Annotated in this window: 14 protein-coding genes; 4 read left to right on the top strand and 10 right to left on the bottom strand. The window is 64.7% G+C overall.

The genetic code is table 11. The features are described from left to right. Positions 1–24: 24 nt before the first annotated feature. The 7 genes from OKW28_RS25130 to OKW28_RS25100 form a co-directional block, all read right to left on the bottom strand. On the bottom strand, positions 25–1,185 hold the full coding sequence (locus tag OKW28_RS25130) for a glycosyltransferase family 4 protein (protein ID WP_429449789.1): 1,161 nt from the start codon (positions 1,183–1,185) through the stop codon (positions 25–27). Then, positions 1,182–2,123, bottom strand: a complete 942-nt coding sequence (locus tag OKW28_RS25125; RefSeq protein ID WP_429449787.1) for a glycosyltransferase family 2 protein — start codon at positions 2,121–2,123, stop codon at positions 1,182–1,184. The genes OKW28_RS25130 and OKW28_RS25125 overlap by 4 nt, the downstream gene beginning before the upstream one ends. Positions 2,124–2,179: 56 nt before the next feature. Next, on the bottom strand, positions 2,180–4,378 hold the full coding sequence (locus OKW28_RS25120; RefSeq protein ID WP_429454445.1) for a polysaccharide biosynthesis tyrosine autokinase: 2,199 nt from the start codon (positions 4,376–4,378) through the stop codon (positions 2,180–2,182). 136 nt (positions 4,379–4,514) lie between these two features. Then, entirely contained in the window at positions 4,515–5,720 is a 1,206-nt protein-coding gene (locus tag OKW28_RS25115; RefSeq protein ID WP_429449785.1) for a polysaccharide biosynthesis/export family protein, read from the bottom strand. Further along, positions 5,714–6,169 (bottom strand): low molecular weight phosphotyrosine protein phosphatase, encoded by a 456-nt coding sequence (locus OKW28_RS25110; protein WP_429449783.1) that lies wholly within the window; start codon positions 6,167–6,169, stop codon positions 5,714–5,716. The genes OKW28_RS25115 and OKW28_RS25110 overlap by 7 nt, the downstream gene beginning before the upstream one ends. Before the next feature lie 33 nt (positions 6,170–6,202). Further along, positions 6,203–7,648, bottom strand: a complete 1,446-nt coding sequence (locus OKW28_RS25105; RefSeq protein ID WP_429449781.1) for a UDP-glucose dehydrogenase family protein — start codon at positions 7,646–7,648, stop codon at positions 6,203–6,205. 80 nt (positions 7,649–7,728) lie between these two features. Then, the gene (locus OKW28_RS25100; protein ID WP_429449780.1) at positions 7,729–9,126 is read right to left on the bottom strand and encodes an undecaprenyl-phosphate glucose phosphotransferase; all 1,398 of its coding nucleotides are present in this window, start codon (positions 9,124–9,126) and stop codon (positions 7,729–7,731) included. Between the two features lie 605 nt (positions 9,127–9,731). On the opposite strand from OKW28_RS25100, the gene OKW28_RS25095 reads away from it, so the two are divergent. Beyond that, positions 9,732–11,291, top strand: a complete 1,560-nt coding sequence (locus OKW28_RS25095; RefSeq protein ID WP_429449778.1) for a mannose-1-phosphate guanylyltransferase/mannose-6-phosphate isomerase — start codon at positions 9,732–9,734, stop codon at positions 11,289–11,291. A 69-nt stretch (positions 11,292–11,360) separates the two neighbouring features. Here the strand turns inward: OKW28_RS25095 and OKW28_RS25090 are convergent, their stop codons facing one another. After that, positions 11,361–12,551, bottom strand: coding sequence for a transposase (locus OKW28_RS25090; RefSeq protein ID WP_429449776.1), 1,191 nt, complete (start codon positions 12,549–12,551; stop codon positions 11,361–11,363). 580 nt (positions 12,552–13,131) lie between these two features. Next, entirely contained in the window at positions 13,132–13,431 is a 300-nt protein-coding gene (locus tag OKW28_RS25085; protein ID WP_018418036.1) for a YciI-like protein, read from the bottom strand. 446 nt (positions 13,432–13,877) lie between these two features. Between OKW28_RS25085 and OKW28_RS25080 the strand changes: the two genes are divergently transcribed. The 3 genes from OKW28_RS25080 to OKW28_RS25070 all read left to right on the top strand — a co-directional run bounded on the left by OKW28_RS25080 (position 13,878) and on the right by OKW28_RS25070 (position 15,835). Then, complete coding sequence (locus tag OKW28_RS25080; RefSeq protein WP_429454443.1) at positions 13,878–14,177, top strand: PsiF family protein; 300 nt, start codon at positions 13,878–13,880, stop codon at positions 14,175–14,177. A 236-nt stretch (positions 14,178–14,413) separates the two neighbouring features. Then, positions 14,414–14,863, top strand: a complete 450-nt coding sequence (locus tag OKW28_RS25075; RefSeq protein WP_090804804.1) for a hypothetical protein — start codon at positions 14,414–14,416, stop codon at positions 14,861–14,863. A 384-nt stretch (positions 14,864–15,247) separates the two neighbouring features. Continuing rightward, positions 15,248–15,835, top strand: coding sequence for a BPSL1445 family SYLF domain-containing lipoprotein (locus OKW28_RS25070; RefSeq protein WP_429449774.1), 588 nt, complete (start codon positions 15,248–15,250; stop codon positions 15,833–15,835). A 204-nt stretch (positions 15,836–16,039) separates the two neighbouring features. Here OKW28_RS25070 and OKW28_RS25065 read toward each other — a convergent pair whose 3' ends face one another. Continuing rightward, a complete protein-coding gene (locus tag OKW28_RS25065; RefSeq protein WP_429449772.1) occupies positions 16,040–17,107 on the bottom strand; it encodes a glycosyltransferase family 4 protein in 1,068 nt (355 codons plus the stop codon). Positions 17,108–17,253: the final 146 nt, after the last annotated feature.

Here is a 17,253-nt window from a genome sequence, read left to right as displayed (position 1 = left end):
CGCGCGCGGAATCGTCGACATCGCTTATAGGCCTCCGCGCGATTCGCGCCCGGGTGCGGCGGGCTGCGCGTGCGTGGCTGCGCCGGCGTGCGCGCTCGCCTGCCCGCGCGCGCTCAGCATCTCGCGCGTGATCCGCACGTGCTGCATCGCGTAGTGCTGGGTGGTCAGATCGCGCGCGAGAAGACCGGCCGCGGCTGCCTGCGCCTGGCGCAGCGCCTCGTCAGGCCCGGCGGCGAGCCGGTCGAGCGCATCGCGCAGTGCCTGCGGATTGAACGGCGGCACGTAGGCGGCTTCGTCGGCAGGAAAATAGTCGCGCAGCGCGCCGACGTCGGTCGCGACCATCGGCTTGCCGACCGCCGCCGCTTCGAGCATCACCGTGATACCCGACGCGTGCGAGTTCGGCCGCAGCGGCACGACAATCACGTCGGCCCAGTCGTACAGCTCGTGCTGCTTTTTGATGCCGGAAAACAGCGCGATCTCGACATTCGACGCGCGCAGCGACGCGGGAATGCGCCGCCGCGTCGCGAGCTTCACCGTGTAGCGCGGATCGTTGCCGACCGCCTTGATCAGCGTCTCCCAGTCGCGGTCGCGATCGTTGCCGATCGCCGCGATGCGCAGCGGCGTGCGAGGCGTCCACTGCGTCGGCGGGGTGACCGGGAAGTCGCGCGTGTTCAGGCCGTACAGCAGCGGCGTCGCGTCGCGGTGGAAATAGTCCTGGCACAGCCCGGCGTTTTCGCTCGCGAGTGTGGTCAGCCGATCGGCCCGCGTCATCAGCTTGCGATACAACCAGCTGCGCGCGATGCCGTACGACGGCCACTTGTCGAGCAGCCATACGCTTTGCGCGAGCAGCAGCGGCGACGCGCGCGGCCCCGCCTTGCGCCCGCACAGCAGCAGCATCAGCGCGGCGGACAGCCATTCCTGCTCGGTATGCGTCCAGATCACGTCCGAGCGCAGCATCTCCGCGCGATTGCGCCACGTATGGATGAAATCGAAGCCGAGCGCGGCCTTCAGCGCGCGCCGTACGAGCCGCACGGGCCGGCTTTCGCGCGCGTCTTGCGAATAGGTCAGCGCGAATGCTTCGGACTGCGCATGGTGATAACCGTACAGGCAGCCGATATCGTCGCCCTTGCGATAAAAACGCGGATCGGCGCCGTAAAAGAGATGAACGTGAACCTTCGTGCTCATGCGGACACTCCGCTCTTCGACAGCGCGCGCCGCGCCTCATGGGCGCCTGCGCGAACCTCGCGCCAGCGCGACAGCTTCAACTGCGCCTGCTTCGACAACAGCGCGAGCGCCGCATGCGTGAGGCCCGGATAAAGCCGTGTGCCCACCAGCGTCCACCACCACCACGCGGCTTCGCGGCGCAGCGGCGGCAACTGGTCGCGCAGGATCAGATGGAAGTTGAACGCGGCGTTGCGCAGCGCGGCCATCGTCTGCGCGTCGCGTTTGTCGTCGTCGTAACGCTCGGCCGGGAAATGATCGACCGCGATCTGCGGGTCGTACACGAGCTTCCAGCCCGCGTTTTTCACCGCGAGGCTGAACGCCATGTCGTTGTGCACCTGCGCGCCCGCGCCGCGCAGACGCGCGTCGAAGCGGATCGTGCGCACCGCTTCGCGCCGGTAGCTCATGTTGGCGCCCTTCAGGATGTCCACCTCGCGCGCGGCACCGACACCCAGATGATGATTGCCGATGATCTTGCCGTGCGCGGTCACCTTGCCGACCAGCGGCCGCTCGCCGTCGAGCACGCGGCCTTTCTCGTGCACCCAGTCGCGCCCGCCCAGCGCGCCGAGGCGCGCATCGGCTTCGAACGCGGCCGCGATGCGCTCGACCCAGTCGCGGCGCGGCGCGGCGTCGTCGTCGGTGATCGCGATCACGTCGCCGCTCGCGGCGTCGAGCCCGCGATTCAGGGCCGCGACCTGGCCCGGTATGTCCACCGGCGCGATCACGAGCGGCAGGCGGCCGCCCGTGGACGGATCGCGCAGGCACGCGTGCGTCGCGTCGTCGTCGACGCGCGCGACCACGATCACTTCGTCGGGCGCGCGCGATTGCCGTTCGAGCGCCGCGAGGCAGCGCGCCAGATCGGCCGGGCGGCGATAGGTCGGTACCAGTACCGTCAGTTTCATCGTGATGTCCTCTGTTCCTGTCGTGCAGAAGTCGGTGCTCGAGTGCGGAGCCCGCGTCACGTGCTCAGGTATGCCTGAGTCGCCGCGTAGCCGCGGTCGTAGCCGACCCGCGAGCGCGCCGGCATGCCGTTGAAGATGCCGCCCTGCACGTGTACGCCCGCCGAGCGCAGGCGTTTCAGCGCATCGGCCAGTTCGACCTCGCTGTGCATGCCCGAGCGCATCACGAAGAACGTCGAGCCCGCATACGCGCCGATGATCGACGCATCGGTCACCGCGAGCACCGGCGGCGTGTCGATCAGGATCACGTCGTAGCGCTTCGCGAGGCCGTCGAGATACTGCGGCAGACGCGGCGACATCAGCAGCTCGGACGGATTCGGCGGACGGCGGCCGCACGAAATGAAGCTCAGGCCTTCGATGTTCGAACCGCGAATCGCCTCTTCCAGCGAGATCTGGCCGCTCAGCAACTCCGACAGGCCGTTCTCCTGCATGCCGCCGATCTGACGTTCGAGCGCGCCGCGCCGCATGTCGCCATCGATCAGCAACACGCGCTTGCCCGAATGGGCGAGCAGCATCGCCAGGTTCACGCTGAGGAAGCTCTTGCCGACGCCGGCCATCGGCCCCGTCAGCATCACGATGCGGTTGCGCGCGTCCATCAGCGTGAACTGCATCGCGGTGCGCAGGCTGCGCAGACTTTCGATCGTCACGTCCTTCGGCCGCGCGTTCGCAAGCACCGGACGCAGCCGTTCGCCGCCCCGCGCATAGCTGTTTTCGAGCTGCACCTGCTCGGCGCTTTGCGGCACGAGGCCGAACACCGGCAGATGGAACGCGCGCTCGACGTGATCGGGGTCGTCGATGCCCTTGAACAGATTGCGGCGCAGGAACACGAAACCGGTGCCCGCGATCAGCCCGAGAATCACGGCCGCCGAGATGATCAGCATCTTCTTCGGCTTGACCGGCGCGCCGGGGCGCAGCGCGGCGTCGACGATATGGACGTTGCCGCCGGTGCCCGCCTTCTGCACCGACAACTCCTGCACACGATTGAGCAGCAGCACGTAAATGTCTTCGGCGACCTTCGCGTCGCGCTGCAACTGCACGGCCTTCACTTCGGTGGCCGGCAGATCGCGGAAGCGGTCCGCGTATTTGGTGCGCTGCGCCTGCAATTCGGCCATCTGCTGACGCGCGGCGACGAGCGTCGGATGGTCGTCGCCGTAGCGCTCGGCGAGCTGCGTCATCTGCAGACGCAACGCGGCGATCTGCTGCTCGTATTGCACGCTGCCTTCGAGGTAGACCTTCGCCTCGTCGCTCGCGTTGATCGAGCCGGACTGACGTTGATAAGCGGTCAGCGCGGCCTCCGCGCGTTCGAGATCGGCCTTCAGGCGCGGCTCCTCGCTCCTCAGGAAGTCGAGCATCTTGCTCGCGTCGGCCTGCTTGTTCGACACGTGCTCGCGCAGATACGACTGCGCGAGCGCATTGGCGACGAGCGCCGCATGCTCGGGACTCTTGTCCTCCAGCGAGATCTGGATCACACCGGTCTGCTTGCCCTGCTCCTGCACCGTGATCGCCGACTGGAACGCGGTGATCGCATCGAGATCGTTCGAGCGCACGATGGTGAACTCCTGCCCGGGGCGCGCGACCAGCGTGTTGACGACCATCGTCACGCCCCCGCCCTGCGCCTGCTGCCCGACCTGGCCGCGCAGCAGCAGCGAGCCGTTCGGCGCGAACAGTTCATAGTGCTGCGCGTCGATCACGCGCAGCAGCAGCTTCTCGCCCTCGAGCGACGGTGTCACGTCGATCGAATCGACGTCGACTTCTTCGCCGCCCCATGCGTAGGACGTGAGCCCCAGCCACGCGCGCGCGGGCTGGCCCGGCGTCGCGAGGCGCGCGGCGATGTTGCCGAGCAGCGGGATCGTCTTCGGCGTAACGCTGAAGTTCAGCTTCAACTGCTGCACGACCGGCGCGACCACGCCACGGCTCTTGATGATTTCGATCTCGGCGTCGGTCGGCAGCGACGTCGAGCCGCTGGTGATCGCGGCGCCGGTCTGCGTTTGCGTGAGCGCCTGCGACATGCTGTCGGACTGCTCGACGCGCACGTGCGCATCGGCCGAATAAGTCGGCTTGGCGAGGTAGCAGTACGCGACCGCCATCGCGACGATGATCGCGGTGATCGCGAGCAGCCACCAGATGTCGTCGAGGATCACCTGCACCAGTTGTCCGAGGACGACGTCTTCTTCTTCGGTCTTGATCGGACCAGCCATGTGTGGAGAGAGTTGATTGCTCACTGTTCCATCCCGTGTCGTTGGCTTCGGCTTTCGCGTCAGCGGTACTTCTGCTTTCGTTGCACGTCCCGCACCGTCCGGACAACAGCGGCGCGGGACGTTACAGGCCAAACGTTCAGCGCGTCAGCTGCTTCAGATAGAACAGCGTCTGCACGCTCGGCAGCACCTGCTGCAACACACGGTTGAACGTGGTCGACGCGGCGGTGCCCACGTACACGACGTCGAGCGGCTGCAACTGGAACTGCGAGGACAGCATGATCGAGTCCGGCTGCGTCATGTCGAGGCGGAACACCTCGGGCGTGGTCGGATGCTCGCGCATGCCGCGCATCACGTAGATCTGGCGCGGATTGGCGTCGGTGTTGAGGATGCCGCCGCCCTGCGTGAGCGCGTCGGCGATCGTCATGCGGCCACGCGCGATCGGCACCTGGATCGGCGTCTTCACTTCGCCCATCACGAAGATGCGGCTGTCGGTGCGGTCCGGCACGTTGACCACGTCGCCGTTCTGCAGCATCACGTCCTGCGTGGTATCGCCCTGATCGAGCATGCGATCGGCATTGAGCACATAGAGCTTGTGGCTGCGCGTGAGTCGCACGCGCTGGATGTCGGCGTCCGGGTTCGTGCCGCCCGAGCGCGTGATCGCGTCGACCAGCGTCAGCGGCACGTCGCTGACCGCGAGCGGTCCCGGCTGCTTCACTTCGCCCGTGACCTGCACCTTCTGGCCGCGATACGACAGCACGCGCACGTCGACCTGCGGATTGCGGATATAAGGCACGAGGCGGGAGGCGAGCTGATCGCGCAACTCGGTCGTGGTCTTGCCCGCGGCCTGGATGCGGCCGACGAACGGGAAAAAGATCGTACCGTCGGCGGCGATGGTCTGGCCGTACGGATCGGCCTGGCCCGGCAGCGCGGCCGTATACGGCTGCTGCAACGCACCCGCGATCGTCTGCGTGGTATTGCCGCCCGAGGACAAGGTACTGCCCTGCGGCGTGGTCAGCTCGGGGTGATCCCACACGGTAATGCCGAGAATGTCCTGCGGCGCGAGGTGGTACACGTACAGCGACGGATCGGACAGCGCCGACGGCGGCAACGGCTGGGTCTTCGCGGCGGCGGCTTGCGCCTGCGCCATGATCAGGTTCGCGTCGATCAGATGGACCGGATAGGTTTCGCTCGGCGCCTGATCGTTGTCCTTGAGCCGCGACGTGTCGAGGTAATTGCCCGGTGCGGTCGCGCAGGCCGACAGAAAGGACGTCAGCAGAAGTGAGGCGGCGAGCTTCGTGCGCAAGCTCGCGAATGAGTTTTCGATGCGGGGTTTCTTCAGCATATTTTTTTCAGCCATCCCATGACCAGATGTTCGATGAGCACGAGACTCTCCCTGTATTCGTCTTCCTCGCCGCCGTGCGGATCGGCGACGTCCGAATCGGCTTCCCACTTGCCGAGCGGATAGACCTTGCCGCGTGCGGACGGATCGAGCGCTTCGACCTTGCTCACCTGCGCGCGCTCGGTCACCAGCACGAGATCGGCCGCGCGCACGAGCGAGCGCTCGAGGCGCCGCGCGTGGTGAACGCCGGCCGCGACGCCGCGCTCTTCGAGCAGGCGCCGCATCACCGGGTCCATGCCGTGGCCGTTCACCGCACGAATGCCCGCCGAATGAAACGCAATAGGTGCGGCCCCCGAGCGCGGCGCGCGCGCCTGGCTCGCCTTGAACAGCATCTCGGCGGCGGGCGAGCGGCACACGTTGGCGTGGCACACGATCAGAACGTTGTCGAACATGGCGGACTCTCTCGCGCGGCGATCGCGGTGGCCTCAGCGGCCGGAGGCTGCCGTCGCGGCGAGGTCCGCCGCCTGCATCGAACCGTTCGCGCCGACACGCGCCGGCGCGTTGCGCAACGCATGCCGCCGGCCGATCGCGTGATACTCGATGCCGAGTTCGAGCAGCACGTCCGGCTCGTACAGATTGCGGCCATCGAAGATCAGCGGCGTCTTCAGCATGCGCTTCAGCGCATCGAAATCAGGACTCTTGAAGACCTTCCATTCGGTCAGGATCACGAGCGCATCGACGCCGCTCGCCGCTTCCATCTCTTCACTCACGAACGAAAGTCGCGCATGCTGCTGCGGCACGTCCTTCAGATCGAGCGCGAGCACGCGCTTCGCTTCGTCGATCGAGACCGGGTCGTAGGCCTTCACGCGCGCGCCGCGGCCCAGCAGCCCGGCGATCAGCTCGCGGCTCGGCGCCGCGCGCATGTCGTCGGTGTTCGGCTTGAATGCGAGACCCCAGACGCCGAACGTGCGGTCCGACAGATCCTCGCCGAGACGCGCGACGATCTTCTGCGCGAGGATCTGCTTCTGTGCATCGTTGACCGCTTCCACCGCTTCGAGAATGCGCAGGTTCGCATTGTGGTCGGCCGCGGTGCGGATCAGCGCCTGCACGTCCTTCGGAAAACAGGAGCCGCCATAGCCGCAACCCGCGTAGAGGAAGTCATAGCCGATGCGCGGATCGGAACCGATGCCGCGGCGCACCGCCTCGATATCCGCGCCGACGCGATCGGCCAGATTCGCGAGCTCGTTCATGTACGAGATGCGCGTCGCGAGCATTGCGTTGGCCGCATACTTGGTGAATTCGGCCGAACGCACGTCCATATACAGCGTGCGCTCGCGATTGCGGTTGAACGGCGCATACAGGCGCTTCATCAGTTCGCGCGCCTTTTCGCCCGGCACGTCCTCGTCGCAGCCGAGCACAATGCGATCGGGCCGCGTGAAGTCTTCGACGGCCGCACCCTCCTTCAGGAACTCCGGATTCGACACGACCGAGAACATCTGCTCGACGCCGCGCGCGGCCAGCTCGGCGGCAACCACTTCGCGCACGCGCGATGCGGTGCCGACCGGCACCGTCGATTTGTCGACGATCACCTTGAAGCCGGTCATATGGCGGCCGATGTTGCGCGCGGCCGCGAGCACGTATTGCAGATCGGCGGAACCGTCTTCGTCGGCCGGCGTGCCGACCGCGATGAACTGGATATCGCCGTGCGCGACCGCGGCCTCGACGTCGGTGGAGAATGTCAGGCGCTTCGCGCGGCGATTGCGCGCGATGATCTCCTGCAGCCCCGGCTCGTGGATCGGCACGCCGCCTTTGTTGAGCACGTCGATCTTGCGCGCGTCGACGTCGAGACAGAACACGTCGTGGCCGATGTCGGCCAGACACGCGCCGGTCACGAGACCGACATAGCCGCTACCGATGATCGTCAGGTTCATGGATTGCACCTCGGTAAAAAAGTTGATTCAGGAATGCGCTCGCGCGATGCGTGGCATCGGCGCGGCCCGGCGCCCCGCGTTCAATAGGCATTGCTGCCCGCGAAGCCCTTCCACAGCGTCAGCACGACGATCTTGATGTCGAGCCAGAAGGTCCAGTGCTGCATGTAGTACAGATCGAGCTTTACGCGGCCCATCATCTTTTCGATGCGATCGGTTTCGCCGCGATAACCGTTGATCTGCGCCCAGCCGGTAATGCCCGGCTTGATCCGGTAGCGGTGCATGTAGCCCTTCACCAGATCCTTGTAGATGTCGTCGTGCTCGAGCGCATGCGGACGCGGACCTACCACCGACATCTCGCCGCGCAGCACATTGATGAACTGCGGCAGCTCGTCGAGGCTGGTGCGGCGCAGGAACGCGCCGACCGCGGTGATGCGCGGATCGCGTCGCGTCGCCTGGGTGATCTTGCCGGCCGCTTCCTTGTGGACCTTCATCGAGCGGAACTTTAAGATCTCGAACTCGCGGCCGTCGATGCCCTTGCGCCGCTGGCGGAAAAACACTGGCCCCGGCGAGCTGAGCTTCACCATCAGCGCGATCGCGAGCATCAGCGGCGCGAGCGCGGTCAGCGCGCCCAGCGCGAACACACTGTCGAACACGCGCTTGGGCAGCACGCGCAAATCGGTGATCGGCGAGGCGGCCAGATTGATCGCGGGCACGCCGAGCAGCTCGACCATCGGCTGATTGAACAGCGTCAGGCTGCCGACGTCGGGGATGAAGCGGATGTTCACGAAGTCGTTGCGCAGATCCATCACGAGGCGATGGATCGCCTTCTCCTTCGAGATCGGCAGCGCGAGCCACAACTCGCGGATCGCGCGCTGCCGTACCAGTTCGATCATGCGCTGATAGTCGCGCTCGACCGGCACGCCCGCGACCGCGTGCGCGGCGTCCGGGTCTTCGTAGGGATTGATCGTGCCGTCCTCGTCGAACACGACGACGGGCTTGAAGCCAGCTTCGGGACGGCCGCGCATCTGTTCGATCAGGAAGCGGCCGTACGGCGCGCCGCCGACGATCGCGACCGCGCGCTGGTTGAAGCCCTCGCGGCGCAGCCCGCGCAGGATCGAATAGACGATCACCTTCGTGACGACCAGCAGCACGATCGACGCGAGCGCCCAGTAAACGAGCCACAGCCGCGACAGGCTGTCGGCGCGGTGCACGCTGAAGCTGATCAGCACGCCGGTCACTTCGACCATCAGCCAGCCGCCCGTGACGCGCGACAGCAGATCGTAGAGCGGCTTGCCACGCCACGACTGATAGATGCCGAGCGGCGGGAAGAACACCACCACGAGCAGGCAGCCGAACGCAAGCGACACGCTTTGCATATCGTCGAGCCATACCACTCTGCCGCTGTGCACGCCCGCCGCCAGCACCGCGGCGAGCGCGACCATGGCGATGTCGATGATTCTCGCTAGAACGCTCAGCATGCGCCGCCCCTCTGTTCGTCAGTCAAGTGCGATCCGTCGGTTGGTTGAAATGGCTGTTGCATACGCGTTTCATCGTTGGGCTTCTTTATTTCCGATCTGCCTGGCGGCGCGATTGGACTGAATTAGCCTGAATGGCCAGACCGCAAAATCCGAATGCGAATGGGTGAATACCCTTGTTCATACCTCAATAAAGCGGTATTAAAATTCCCACGACAAGACCGCAAAAAATCTCAAATTGTATCGGTCAAAATTTCGGCATTTTTTATGCATTTTGTGCGGCAATTGTTGCCGCAACGCGGCCCAACAGAAGGTTTCGGGCAGCCCATTCGAGCGCTTTTACATAGAAGCTTTCGCTTTGCCAACAGTTCTGGCGCGAAGCTCGGGCCCCACTCGTGCTGTCATTCTTGCGCATCATTAAGCGAAAAAAATGCTTGCTGATTTTTTCAGGTAATTTTTATTTATAAATAAATCGACGAGACATTTTTTGATGAATTTCGAATAAATTCGACGCGCCTTTTATCGGAATTGTATTTAACGCGCTTTTATTGATTCGCGACTTCGTGATAAAACTCCACGCATTCATCCAGCCTCGAGGAGAGTTCACCATGACAGCTCCGGCCCCGGTCACGCCTGCCGGCACCCGGCCCACCCCCGCCCAATCGCCCATGCCCTCAACCGCAACCAGCGTCAAGCTCAAGGTTCATCCCGTGATTCTCGCGGGCGGCTCGGGCACCCGGCTGTGGCCGATGTCGCGCGAGCAGCATCCCAAGCAGTTGATCGGCCTGCTCGGCGAAGAGTCGCTGCTGCAATCGACGACCCGCCGTCTCGATGGGCTCGAAGCCGGTTATCCGCTTGCCGGCCAGCTCGTGGTCGTCGCCAATGAAGAACAGCGCTTCACTACAGCCGAACAATTGCGCACGAGCGCCAAGCCGAGCCGGCTGATACTCGAACCTGTGGGCCGTGACACCGCGCCCGCGTTGACGGTGGCCGCGTTGTCCGTCGCCGCGCAGGATGAAGACGGCATCATGGTCGTGATGCCCGCCGATCACGCGGTCACCGACAGCGCAGGATTTCACGCGGCGGTCGCCGCCGGCGTACAGCATGCGGCCGCTGGCCATATCGTCACCATGGGAATCGTGCCGACGCGTGCCGAAACCGGCTACGGCTATATCCGCATCGGCGCGCCGCTCGGTTCTGACGATGTGCAGACCGAAGCAGCGGCTCGCCCCGTTGCGCATCGCCTCGACCGTTTCGTCGAAAAGCCGCATCTGGAACTCGCGCAGCGCTATGTCGAATCACGCGAATACTGGTGGAACAGCGGCATTTTCATCGTGCGCGCATCGACGTGGCTCAAAGCGATCCGCCATTTTCAGCCGGCCATTTACGAAGCATGCGAATCGGCCTTCGTGGGCAGCACGGCGGACGGCGACTTCTTCCGGCTGCAACGCGATGCGTTCAGCGGCTCGCCGTCGAATTCGATCGACTACGCGGTGATGGAAAAGCTCGGCGCCGATCAGAGCATCGCGTTGGGCGTGGTCGTGCCGCTTACGGCCGGCTGGTCCGACGTCGGTTCGTGGGACGCGATCTGGGAGATCAGCGAGAAGGACCCCGATCGCAACGTGAGCCGCGGCCGCGTGATGTTCGAAGGCGCGAACTCCACCTTCGCGCATTCCGAAGGACGACTGATTGCCTGCGTCGGCACGCAGGATCTCGTCGTCGTCGAGACCGCCGATGCGATTCTGGTCGCCGACAAATCACGCGTGCAGGACGTCAAGAAGATCGTCAACCGGATTCGCGAGGATGGCGGGCTCGAAGCGGCCAATCATCGCAAGGTGCATCGGCCGTGGGGCAACTACGATTCCGTCGACACCGGCGAGCGCTTCCAGGTCAAGCGGATCGTCGTGAAGCCGGGCGCGCGGTTGTCGCTGCAGATGCATCATCATCGCGCGGAGCACTGGATCGTCGTGCGCGGCACCGCGCTTGTCACGCGCGGCGACGAACGCTTTATCGTGTCCGAAAACGAGTCGGCCTATATTCCGCTCGGCGTTAAGCATCGCCTCGAAAACCCGGGCAAGATGCCGCTCGAAATGATCGAGGTGCAGTCGGGTTCGTACCTCGGCGAAGACGATATCGTGCGCTTCGACGATACGTACGGAAGGCAATGAGGCGCGACCGGTCGCAATGACGAAGCGGGAACCTGCGGCGGCGCAAAGCGGCCGCAGGCACCGCCGGGCTCATCCCACGTATGAGATGAGTTCTTTGTAGGTTGCGGAAAAGCGCTCCGCGGTGCCGCTGTCGGTCGTCACCGTGGGCGTGCTTGCCCCGCCCGCGGTCGCGGTGTCCGACGGATAGCGGCGCAGCGGCGCGCGCAATGCATTCAGTGATGGCTTCAGCGGCCCATGCAACGGCGCGCCGTGATTGCCCGGGTGATTCGCGATGCCATTGACCGATGCCGGTTCCGGCGCGTGACGCAGGCCTGACAACGAACGGTCCGCGGACCGCTGCGCAAGGTTCGCCGACGCGGGCGCGGCCGTTGCGTGGACCATCGTCGTGGCCGCCGCGTCGGTCGCGCATTCGCGATCGATCCACTGACGCGCCCATTCGAGCGCGAACTGCTGCGCGTGCCGCGCATCCGCGAAGCGCGGGCCGACGAGGCCAGAGCGCTCGACGCGCTTGCCGTCCCTGATGATCTCCGCCCACCCGCGATACATCGCATTCGGCACTTCCTCGACCACCACGTAGATCAGATAACCGCGCGAATCGGCGACCTGCATGCCGCGCGGGGCAAGGCCCATCGTCAGCGACGGGCGCGGGTCGTCGACCGCGACGGGCTCGACCGCGCCGGATGCGGCCGGTTCGACGCGCATCTCCGCCGCCATCGCGGACGTCGCGACTGCGGACGTCGCGAACGCCGATGTCGCCACCGCGCTCGCCGGCGCAAGCCCCGACAATTGCCGCGTGATGTCGCCGATCGGATCGGCCGTACGCCATTGGCTCAACGCGCTCGCAACGCCGGGCGCCTGCCACGACTCGGGACTCTTCCACGACACGCCGCGCAGATTGTTGTCTTCGCGCGGGCTCGGGGTTTGCGCAACCGGTGCCGCGGGTCTTGCCGTAACGGGCGGCGCCGGTTGGGGAATGTATGCGAACGTGCGCCCGCTCTGCGACAGCAGGCGAACCATCTCCAGCAGTGTGCCGTTCAGTTGCCACTCTTCGAAGCGGCGGCGGCAGGTGGGACCGGACGGATAGCGGCCCGGCAGCTTCGACCACGGCTCGCCGGTGGTCATGATCCACAGCACGGCATTCGTCACGATGCGCGGTTCGGCGCGCGGCCGGCCGCGCCGATTCAGACGGACGGCCGGCTCGTCGGAGACGAGCGGCGCGAGCAGCGCCCATTCGTCGTTGTTTAGCTCATCGAAAAACATTGGATTTTCTCCACGCGGCCTGGCCTGGCTGCGGCGTTGGGCCTGCCACGGATTCTCAGCGTTCACGACCCGTGTGCGGCCCTCGGTTGCACAAAATTGTTTTGTCCGTTCGGCTCGCTGGAGCAGCCCGCCCACACGTGGTGCGGCTCTTCCCTATTACGAAGCACAAAACGCGGTCTCACTCGTGCATGGGAAAATTTGTGCACGAAGCATACCATTCCAATCTTTGCATGAGTACGGTTGAGACAAGTGTTACGGATAGAAACAATCTTGTCGGTTTCGCTGCGTCGATTCTCGTATTGCCGTAACAGAAGCCGCTGCTTATCCGGCATCGGATCTGTCTATTGCAAAGCACAATACCGCATGATCGAACAGAATGGGCCTTAGAAATGTAATTGCCGATCCAGCATGCATTTCTATGCGCTTTGATGGTTGATGTGAACATCGGTTTCGAGCGTCGGCGAAAGGACTGTGACGCGCCCGCGCGGTGACATGGAGGCAACGTGAGGCGCGCACGCGGCCGCCGCGCATGCGCGGAGTTCGAGGTGTGACAGAAGCGACGAAGTCGCTTCGAACGATGTTACGGGCGCACTGGTTTCGATGCGTGCTCGCCGACGACCGTGGTCCATTCGCGCACGCGCCAACGTGTGACCAGTCCGGAGAGTACGTACGGATCGGCGGTAGCAAAGGCCTCCGCCACCGCAGGCGACGCGCCGGTGAAGAGCAGCACCGCACCGTCCGTCGGCTCCGCGAGCGCGCCGGCCAGCAGCAGTTCGCCGCGCTCGGCGGCGGCCCATGCGAGTTTCAGATGCGCGTCGCGGTGCTCGCCGCGCCGCTCCAGATAGTCGGGTACCAACTCGTACATCAACAGGTAATGCATGGCGAGTCTCCTCGCGAGGTTGAGGGTTGGCAGGGAGCGGCATGCACCGGAGCGCAGTTGAGGATAACGGCGGCTACCGAATTTCATGCCTATTTTCTATTCAGTTGCATTCGCAGCAATATGAAAATTCTCATTGCCTGTTAACCATAGATCAAAATAGCGGAAACCGTAATTTCGTTTCAATAAGCTTGAAATAATCGCGCCGAGCAATCTGCATTGCATGACAAAATTCGCGCTCTCGTTCATTCGATTGTTTCAAACGCCGCAGCGCCAGTTGCGCCACTGCTCAGGGAAAACGAGCGCGGACCGCTGTCAACCGGAATGCATTTTGAGCCGTTCTCGCAGACGGCATTTGCCATAATGGATGCGCCGATGGGCCCATGGATGCCGTCGTCGCCCGCGCGCATGAACGATCAGAAACGTTTTCACCACCGATGGAGTGTCCCATGAAAATCCAATCCGCTATCGCTACGCTGGTGTTGGGCGCGGTACTCGTATCGCCGGCGTTTGCGCAGAACAGCCAGCAAAACAAGATGGCCGACTGCAACAAGCAGGCCGGCGACAAGAAAGGCGACGAGCGCAAGGCGTTCATGCAAACCTGTCTTTCCGCGAAGCCGGCCGCCGCCGCGCCGATGAGCCAGCAGGACAAGATGAAGGTGTGCAACAAGCAGGCGGGCGACAAGAAAGGCGACGACCGCAAGGCCTTCATGAAGACCTGCCTGTCCTCCTCGGCGCCGGCCAACTGAGCGAAAGGCGTAGCCGTCCCCCACGCCGGCGCCCTCCGATCGACGCTGCGCCGGCGCATCGTTGCGCCCACGCGGCGCTCCGATCGAGTCCCCCGCTTCGTCGTCCACCCGCCGCAACGCGCCGTTTTCTTCTATGATGGCTGCGGAGACGGCCCACCCTCACTCATATAGAACCAAACAACTACGCGGGCCGCCATCTTGTCGTTGGTGCTACTGAGCATCGATCGGAGGCAAGGATGGTATCGAAGCACAAAAACCGCTGGTTAAGGCGGTGGTTGCTGGTCATCATATTCTGGGCCGTGCCTGTGGCGATCGTCGCGGTCAACGAGATCCGTGAGGAAATGTCGTACAACGCGGTCGATCTCGACCGCGCGCTCACCACCTGGAATTTCACCCAGGCGCAGCGCGCCGCCGGGGCGCCCGCACATTGCCATGGCAAGCCCGACGAGGCCAAGGCGGCCGGCTGCCCGGCCGACGTGCTGGCCGCCAACGCGCCGCGCCAGCAGGACGCGATCAACGAATACAGCGTGCGCCGCTCGACGCTATTTGCCTATCTGTGGCACGCGTTTGTCGGCTATTGGATGGTGCCGGCGGCTATGCTGTTCGCGATCGGCGCGATCATCGGCATGGTGCGCCGCGCGCTGCGGCGCCCGCCCGCGGTCAAGAGTCCGGCGAATCACGGGTGAGCGGCGGCCGCGCCGCTTGCACTTCGCCGCAATTTGCCGCGCCGAAACAACACTCTCATTGCCATGTCGATGGCCCGCCGCGCGACGCGAAAATCGATAAAAGCCGGCGCATCGTGCGGCCGCGCCGAAGCGTCCCCACAATCGCCGCGACTCGGGCGCTGTTCGGCGTCGCCCCTCGGATTGTCGCTCGACATGTTCGGAAGTCGCGGGCAAGGCCGGTCAAATTTACTGGGAACACGTCTTGCGAGCAGGCTCAAACCCTTGTCCCGTAAGGCTTTTCGCGTTGTGACGCAACGCGCCTTTTGTACCAGCCTGTGTTATAACTCAAAGGCAACCAGGCGACACCACCACGGTTGCGCCCCGGATCCATGACGGAGAAAAACGATGCAAAGACGACACTTCATGTTGAAGACGACCGCTGCGCTTGCTTTCGGAGGCCTTGCACTCGCCGGGTGCACGACGACGGGCAACACGCCGGACAATGCTCATGTCGACGCCTCGAAACGACAGTCGATCGACGCCAGCGTCGACGGCACGCTGTCCAAGCTGTTCACGACCGTGCCGGGCTCGCGCGAGCTGGTGTCGAAGGCGCGCGGCGTGCTGGTGTTCCCGTCGGTGCTGCAGGCGGGCTTGATCGTCGGCGGCCAGTATGGCGAAGGCGCATTGCGGGTGGGCGGCGCGACGGTCGGCTACTACAGCACCGCGTCGGGCTCGCTCGGCCTGCAGGCGGGCGCGCAGTCGAAGGCGATCATCTTTCTGTTCATGACGCAGGATTCGCTCGATAAATTCCGCAACGCGGACGGCTGGTCGGCCGGCGTCGATGCATCGGTCGCGCTCGTGAAGATCGGCGCGAACGGCGCCGTCGACACGACCACGGCCACCGCGCCGGTGCAGGTTTTCGTGTTGACGAACGCGGGCCTGATGGGCGACGTCTCGCTGCAAGGCACGAAGGTCACGCGGCTGAAGATTTGAGCACGCTCATCGGCGCGCTTCACTGATCACTTGCGCGCATCGCGGCGAAGGCCGCGCGGAGGACCCTGTGCGGGTCGTCGCGCGGCCTTTTTGTTATGTATGCAGATGCCGACGCTCGGGAACGGAAAAACTCGCGCGCAAAAAAACGGCGCCGCGCATCGCGCACCGCCGTCGTTCGCTTCGACACGTTCCAACGATCCCGCGTCAACCGCCCGACGAATCGACCACCTTGAACCTCGAGCGCTTCTGTGCGCGAATCACCGACTGATACGCCTCCACATACTGACGCGCCATCCGGTGCGACGTGAAGCGCTCCTCGAAACGCCGCCGCACGCCCGCGCGCGACACCTTGTGCAGCCGGTTCACGGCGGCCACCGCGCCGATCTCGTCCTCGACGATGAACCCGGTCACGCCCTCTTCGAGCACTTCGGGCACCGACCCGCGGTTGAACGCGATCACCGGCGTCCCGCAAGCCATCGCCTCGATCATCACGAGACCGAACGGCTCCGGCCAGTCGATCGGAAACAGCAGCGCATGCGCGCCCGACAGAAACCCGGCCTTCTGATGATCGGCAATCTCGCCGATGTACTCGACGTACGGCAGGTCGAGCAACGGCCGGATATCGCGCTCGAAGTACTCGCGATCGGCCGCATCCACCTTGGCGGCGATACGGATCGGCATGCCGCAGCGGCCGGCGATGCGGATCGCCGTATCGACGCGCTTTTCCGGCGAAATCCGGCCGAGAAACGCGAGGTACTTCTGCTCGACCGGTTGCGGCGTATAGAGCTGCGCCGGCAGGCCGTGATAGACCGTGGTGAGCCAGCGCGCCTGCGGCAGCGGATGACGCTGAGCGTTCGAAATGGAGATCACGGGCGCGGTGTTGAATGTGTCGAACACCGGCTGCTGCTCGGGCAGATCGAGCCGGCCGTGCATCGTCGTGACGAACGGCGTGTCCTGCCGCTTGAATACCGAGAACGAGTAGTAGTCGAGGTGGAAATGCAGCACGTCGAACTCTTCGGCCTGGCGGCGCACGAGTTCCATCAACAGCATATGCGGCGCGATGCGGTCGCGAATGCCCGGATCGAGCCGCAGCGCGCGCGGCCACACCGCTTCGAGCTTCGCGCTCGTGACGGAGTCGCCGCTCGCGAACAGCGTCACGTCGTGGCCTTGCTCGACCAGCGCTTCGGTGATGTACGACACGACGCGCTCCGTGCCGCCGTAGAGCTTCGGCGGCACCGATTCGGTCAGCGGGGCGATCTGCGCAATCTTCATGTTGTGTCTCCGTGAGCCGGCGGCTGGCGCGCAATCGCGATGCCGTCGGCGACGCCGAGTATGACAGCGCCATGACGTCGGAACAATGCGCGCGGTCCCTAAGCGTCGCATGCATCGTCGCTACGGGGAATTATTCCCTGGCATCG

Origin of the sequence: Paraburkholderia sp. 40, from assembly GCF_050434105.1 — a bacterium.
Classification (GTDB): domain Bacteria; phylum Pseudomonadota; class Gammaproteobacteria; order Burkholderiales; family Burkholderiaceae; genus Paraburkholderia; species Paraburkholderia tuberum.
The sequence above is the reverse complement of the archived record's forward strand: the minus strand, read 5'-3'. Positions and strand labels throughout refer to the sequence as shown.

Excerpts from the sequence above, each read along its gene's own strand:
- OKW28_RS25085 (WP_018418036.1), bottom strand. The coding sequence starts at position 13,431 with ATGCATTACCTGTTGATGTACGAGTTGGTACCCGACTATCTGGAGCGG.
- OKW28_RS25105 (WP_429449781.1), bottom strand. The coding sequence starts at position 7,648 with ATGAACCTGACGATCATCGGTAGCGGCTATGTCGGTCTCGTGACCGGC.
- OKW28_RS25095 (WP_429449778.1), top strand. The coding sequence starts at position 9,732 with ATGACAGCTCCGGCCCCGGTCACGCCTGCCGGCACCCGGCCCACCCCC.
- OKW28_RS25120 (WP_429454445.1), bottom strand. The coding sequence starts at position 4,378 with ATGGCTGGTCCGATCAAGACCGAAGAAGAAGACGTCGTCCTCGGACAA.
- OKW28_RS25100 (WP_429449780.1), bottom strand. The coding sequence starts at position 9,126 with ATGCTGAGCGTTCTAGCGAGAATCATCGACATCGCCATGGTCGCGCTC.
- OKW28_RS25075 (WP_090804804.1), top strand. The coding sequence starts at position 14,414 with ATGGTATCGAAGCACAAAAACCGCTGGTTAAGGCGGTGGTTGCTGGTC.
- OKW28_RS25090 (WP_429449776.1), bottom strand. The coding sequence starts at position 12,551 with ATGTTTTTCGATGAGCTAAACAACGACGAATGGGCGCTGCTCGCGCCG.
- OKW28_RS25125 (WP_429449787.1), bottom strand. The coding sequence starts at position 2,123 with ATGAAACTGACGGTACTGGTACCGACCTATCGCCGCCCGGCCGATCTG.
- OKW28_RS25070 (WP_429449774.1), top strand. The coding sequence starts at position 15,248 with ATGCAAAGACGACACTTCATGTTGAAGACGACCGCTGCGCTTGCTTTC.
- OKW28_RS25115 (WP_429449785.1), bottom strand. The coding sequence starts at position 5,720 with ATGCTGAAGAAACCCCGCATCGAAAACTCATTCGCGAGCTTGCGCACG.
- OKW28_RS25065 (WP_429449772.1), bottom strand. The coding sequence starts at position 17,107 with ATGAAGATTGCGCAGATCGCCCCGCTGACCGAATCGGTGCCGCCGAAG.
- OKW28_RS25130 (WP_429449789.1), bottom strand. The coding sequence starts at position 1,185 with ATGAGCACGAAGGTTCACGTTCATCTCTTTTACGGCGCCGATCCGCGT.
- OKW28_RS25110 (WP_429449783.1), bottom strand. The coding sequence starts at position 6,169 with ATGTTCGACAACGTTCTGATCGTGTGCCACGCCAACGTGTGCCGCTCG.
- OKW28_RS25080 (WP_429454443.1), top strand. The coding sequence starts at position 13,878 with ATGAAAATCCAATCCGCTATCGCTACGCTGGTGTTGGGCGCGGTACTC.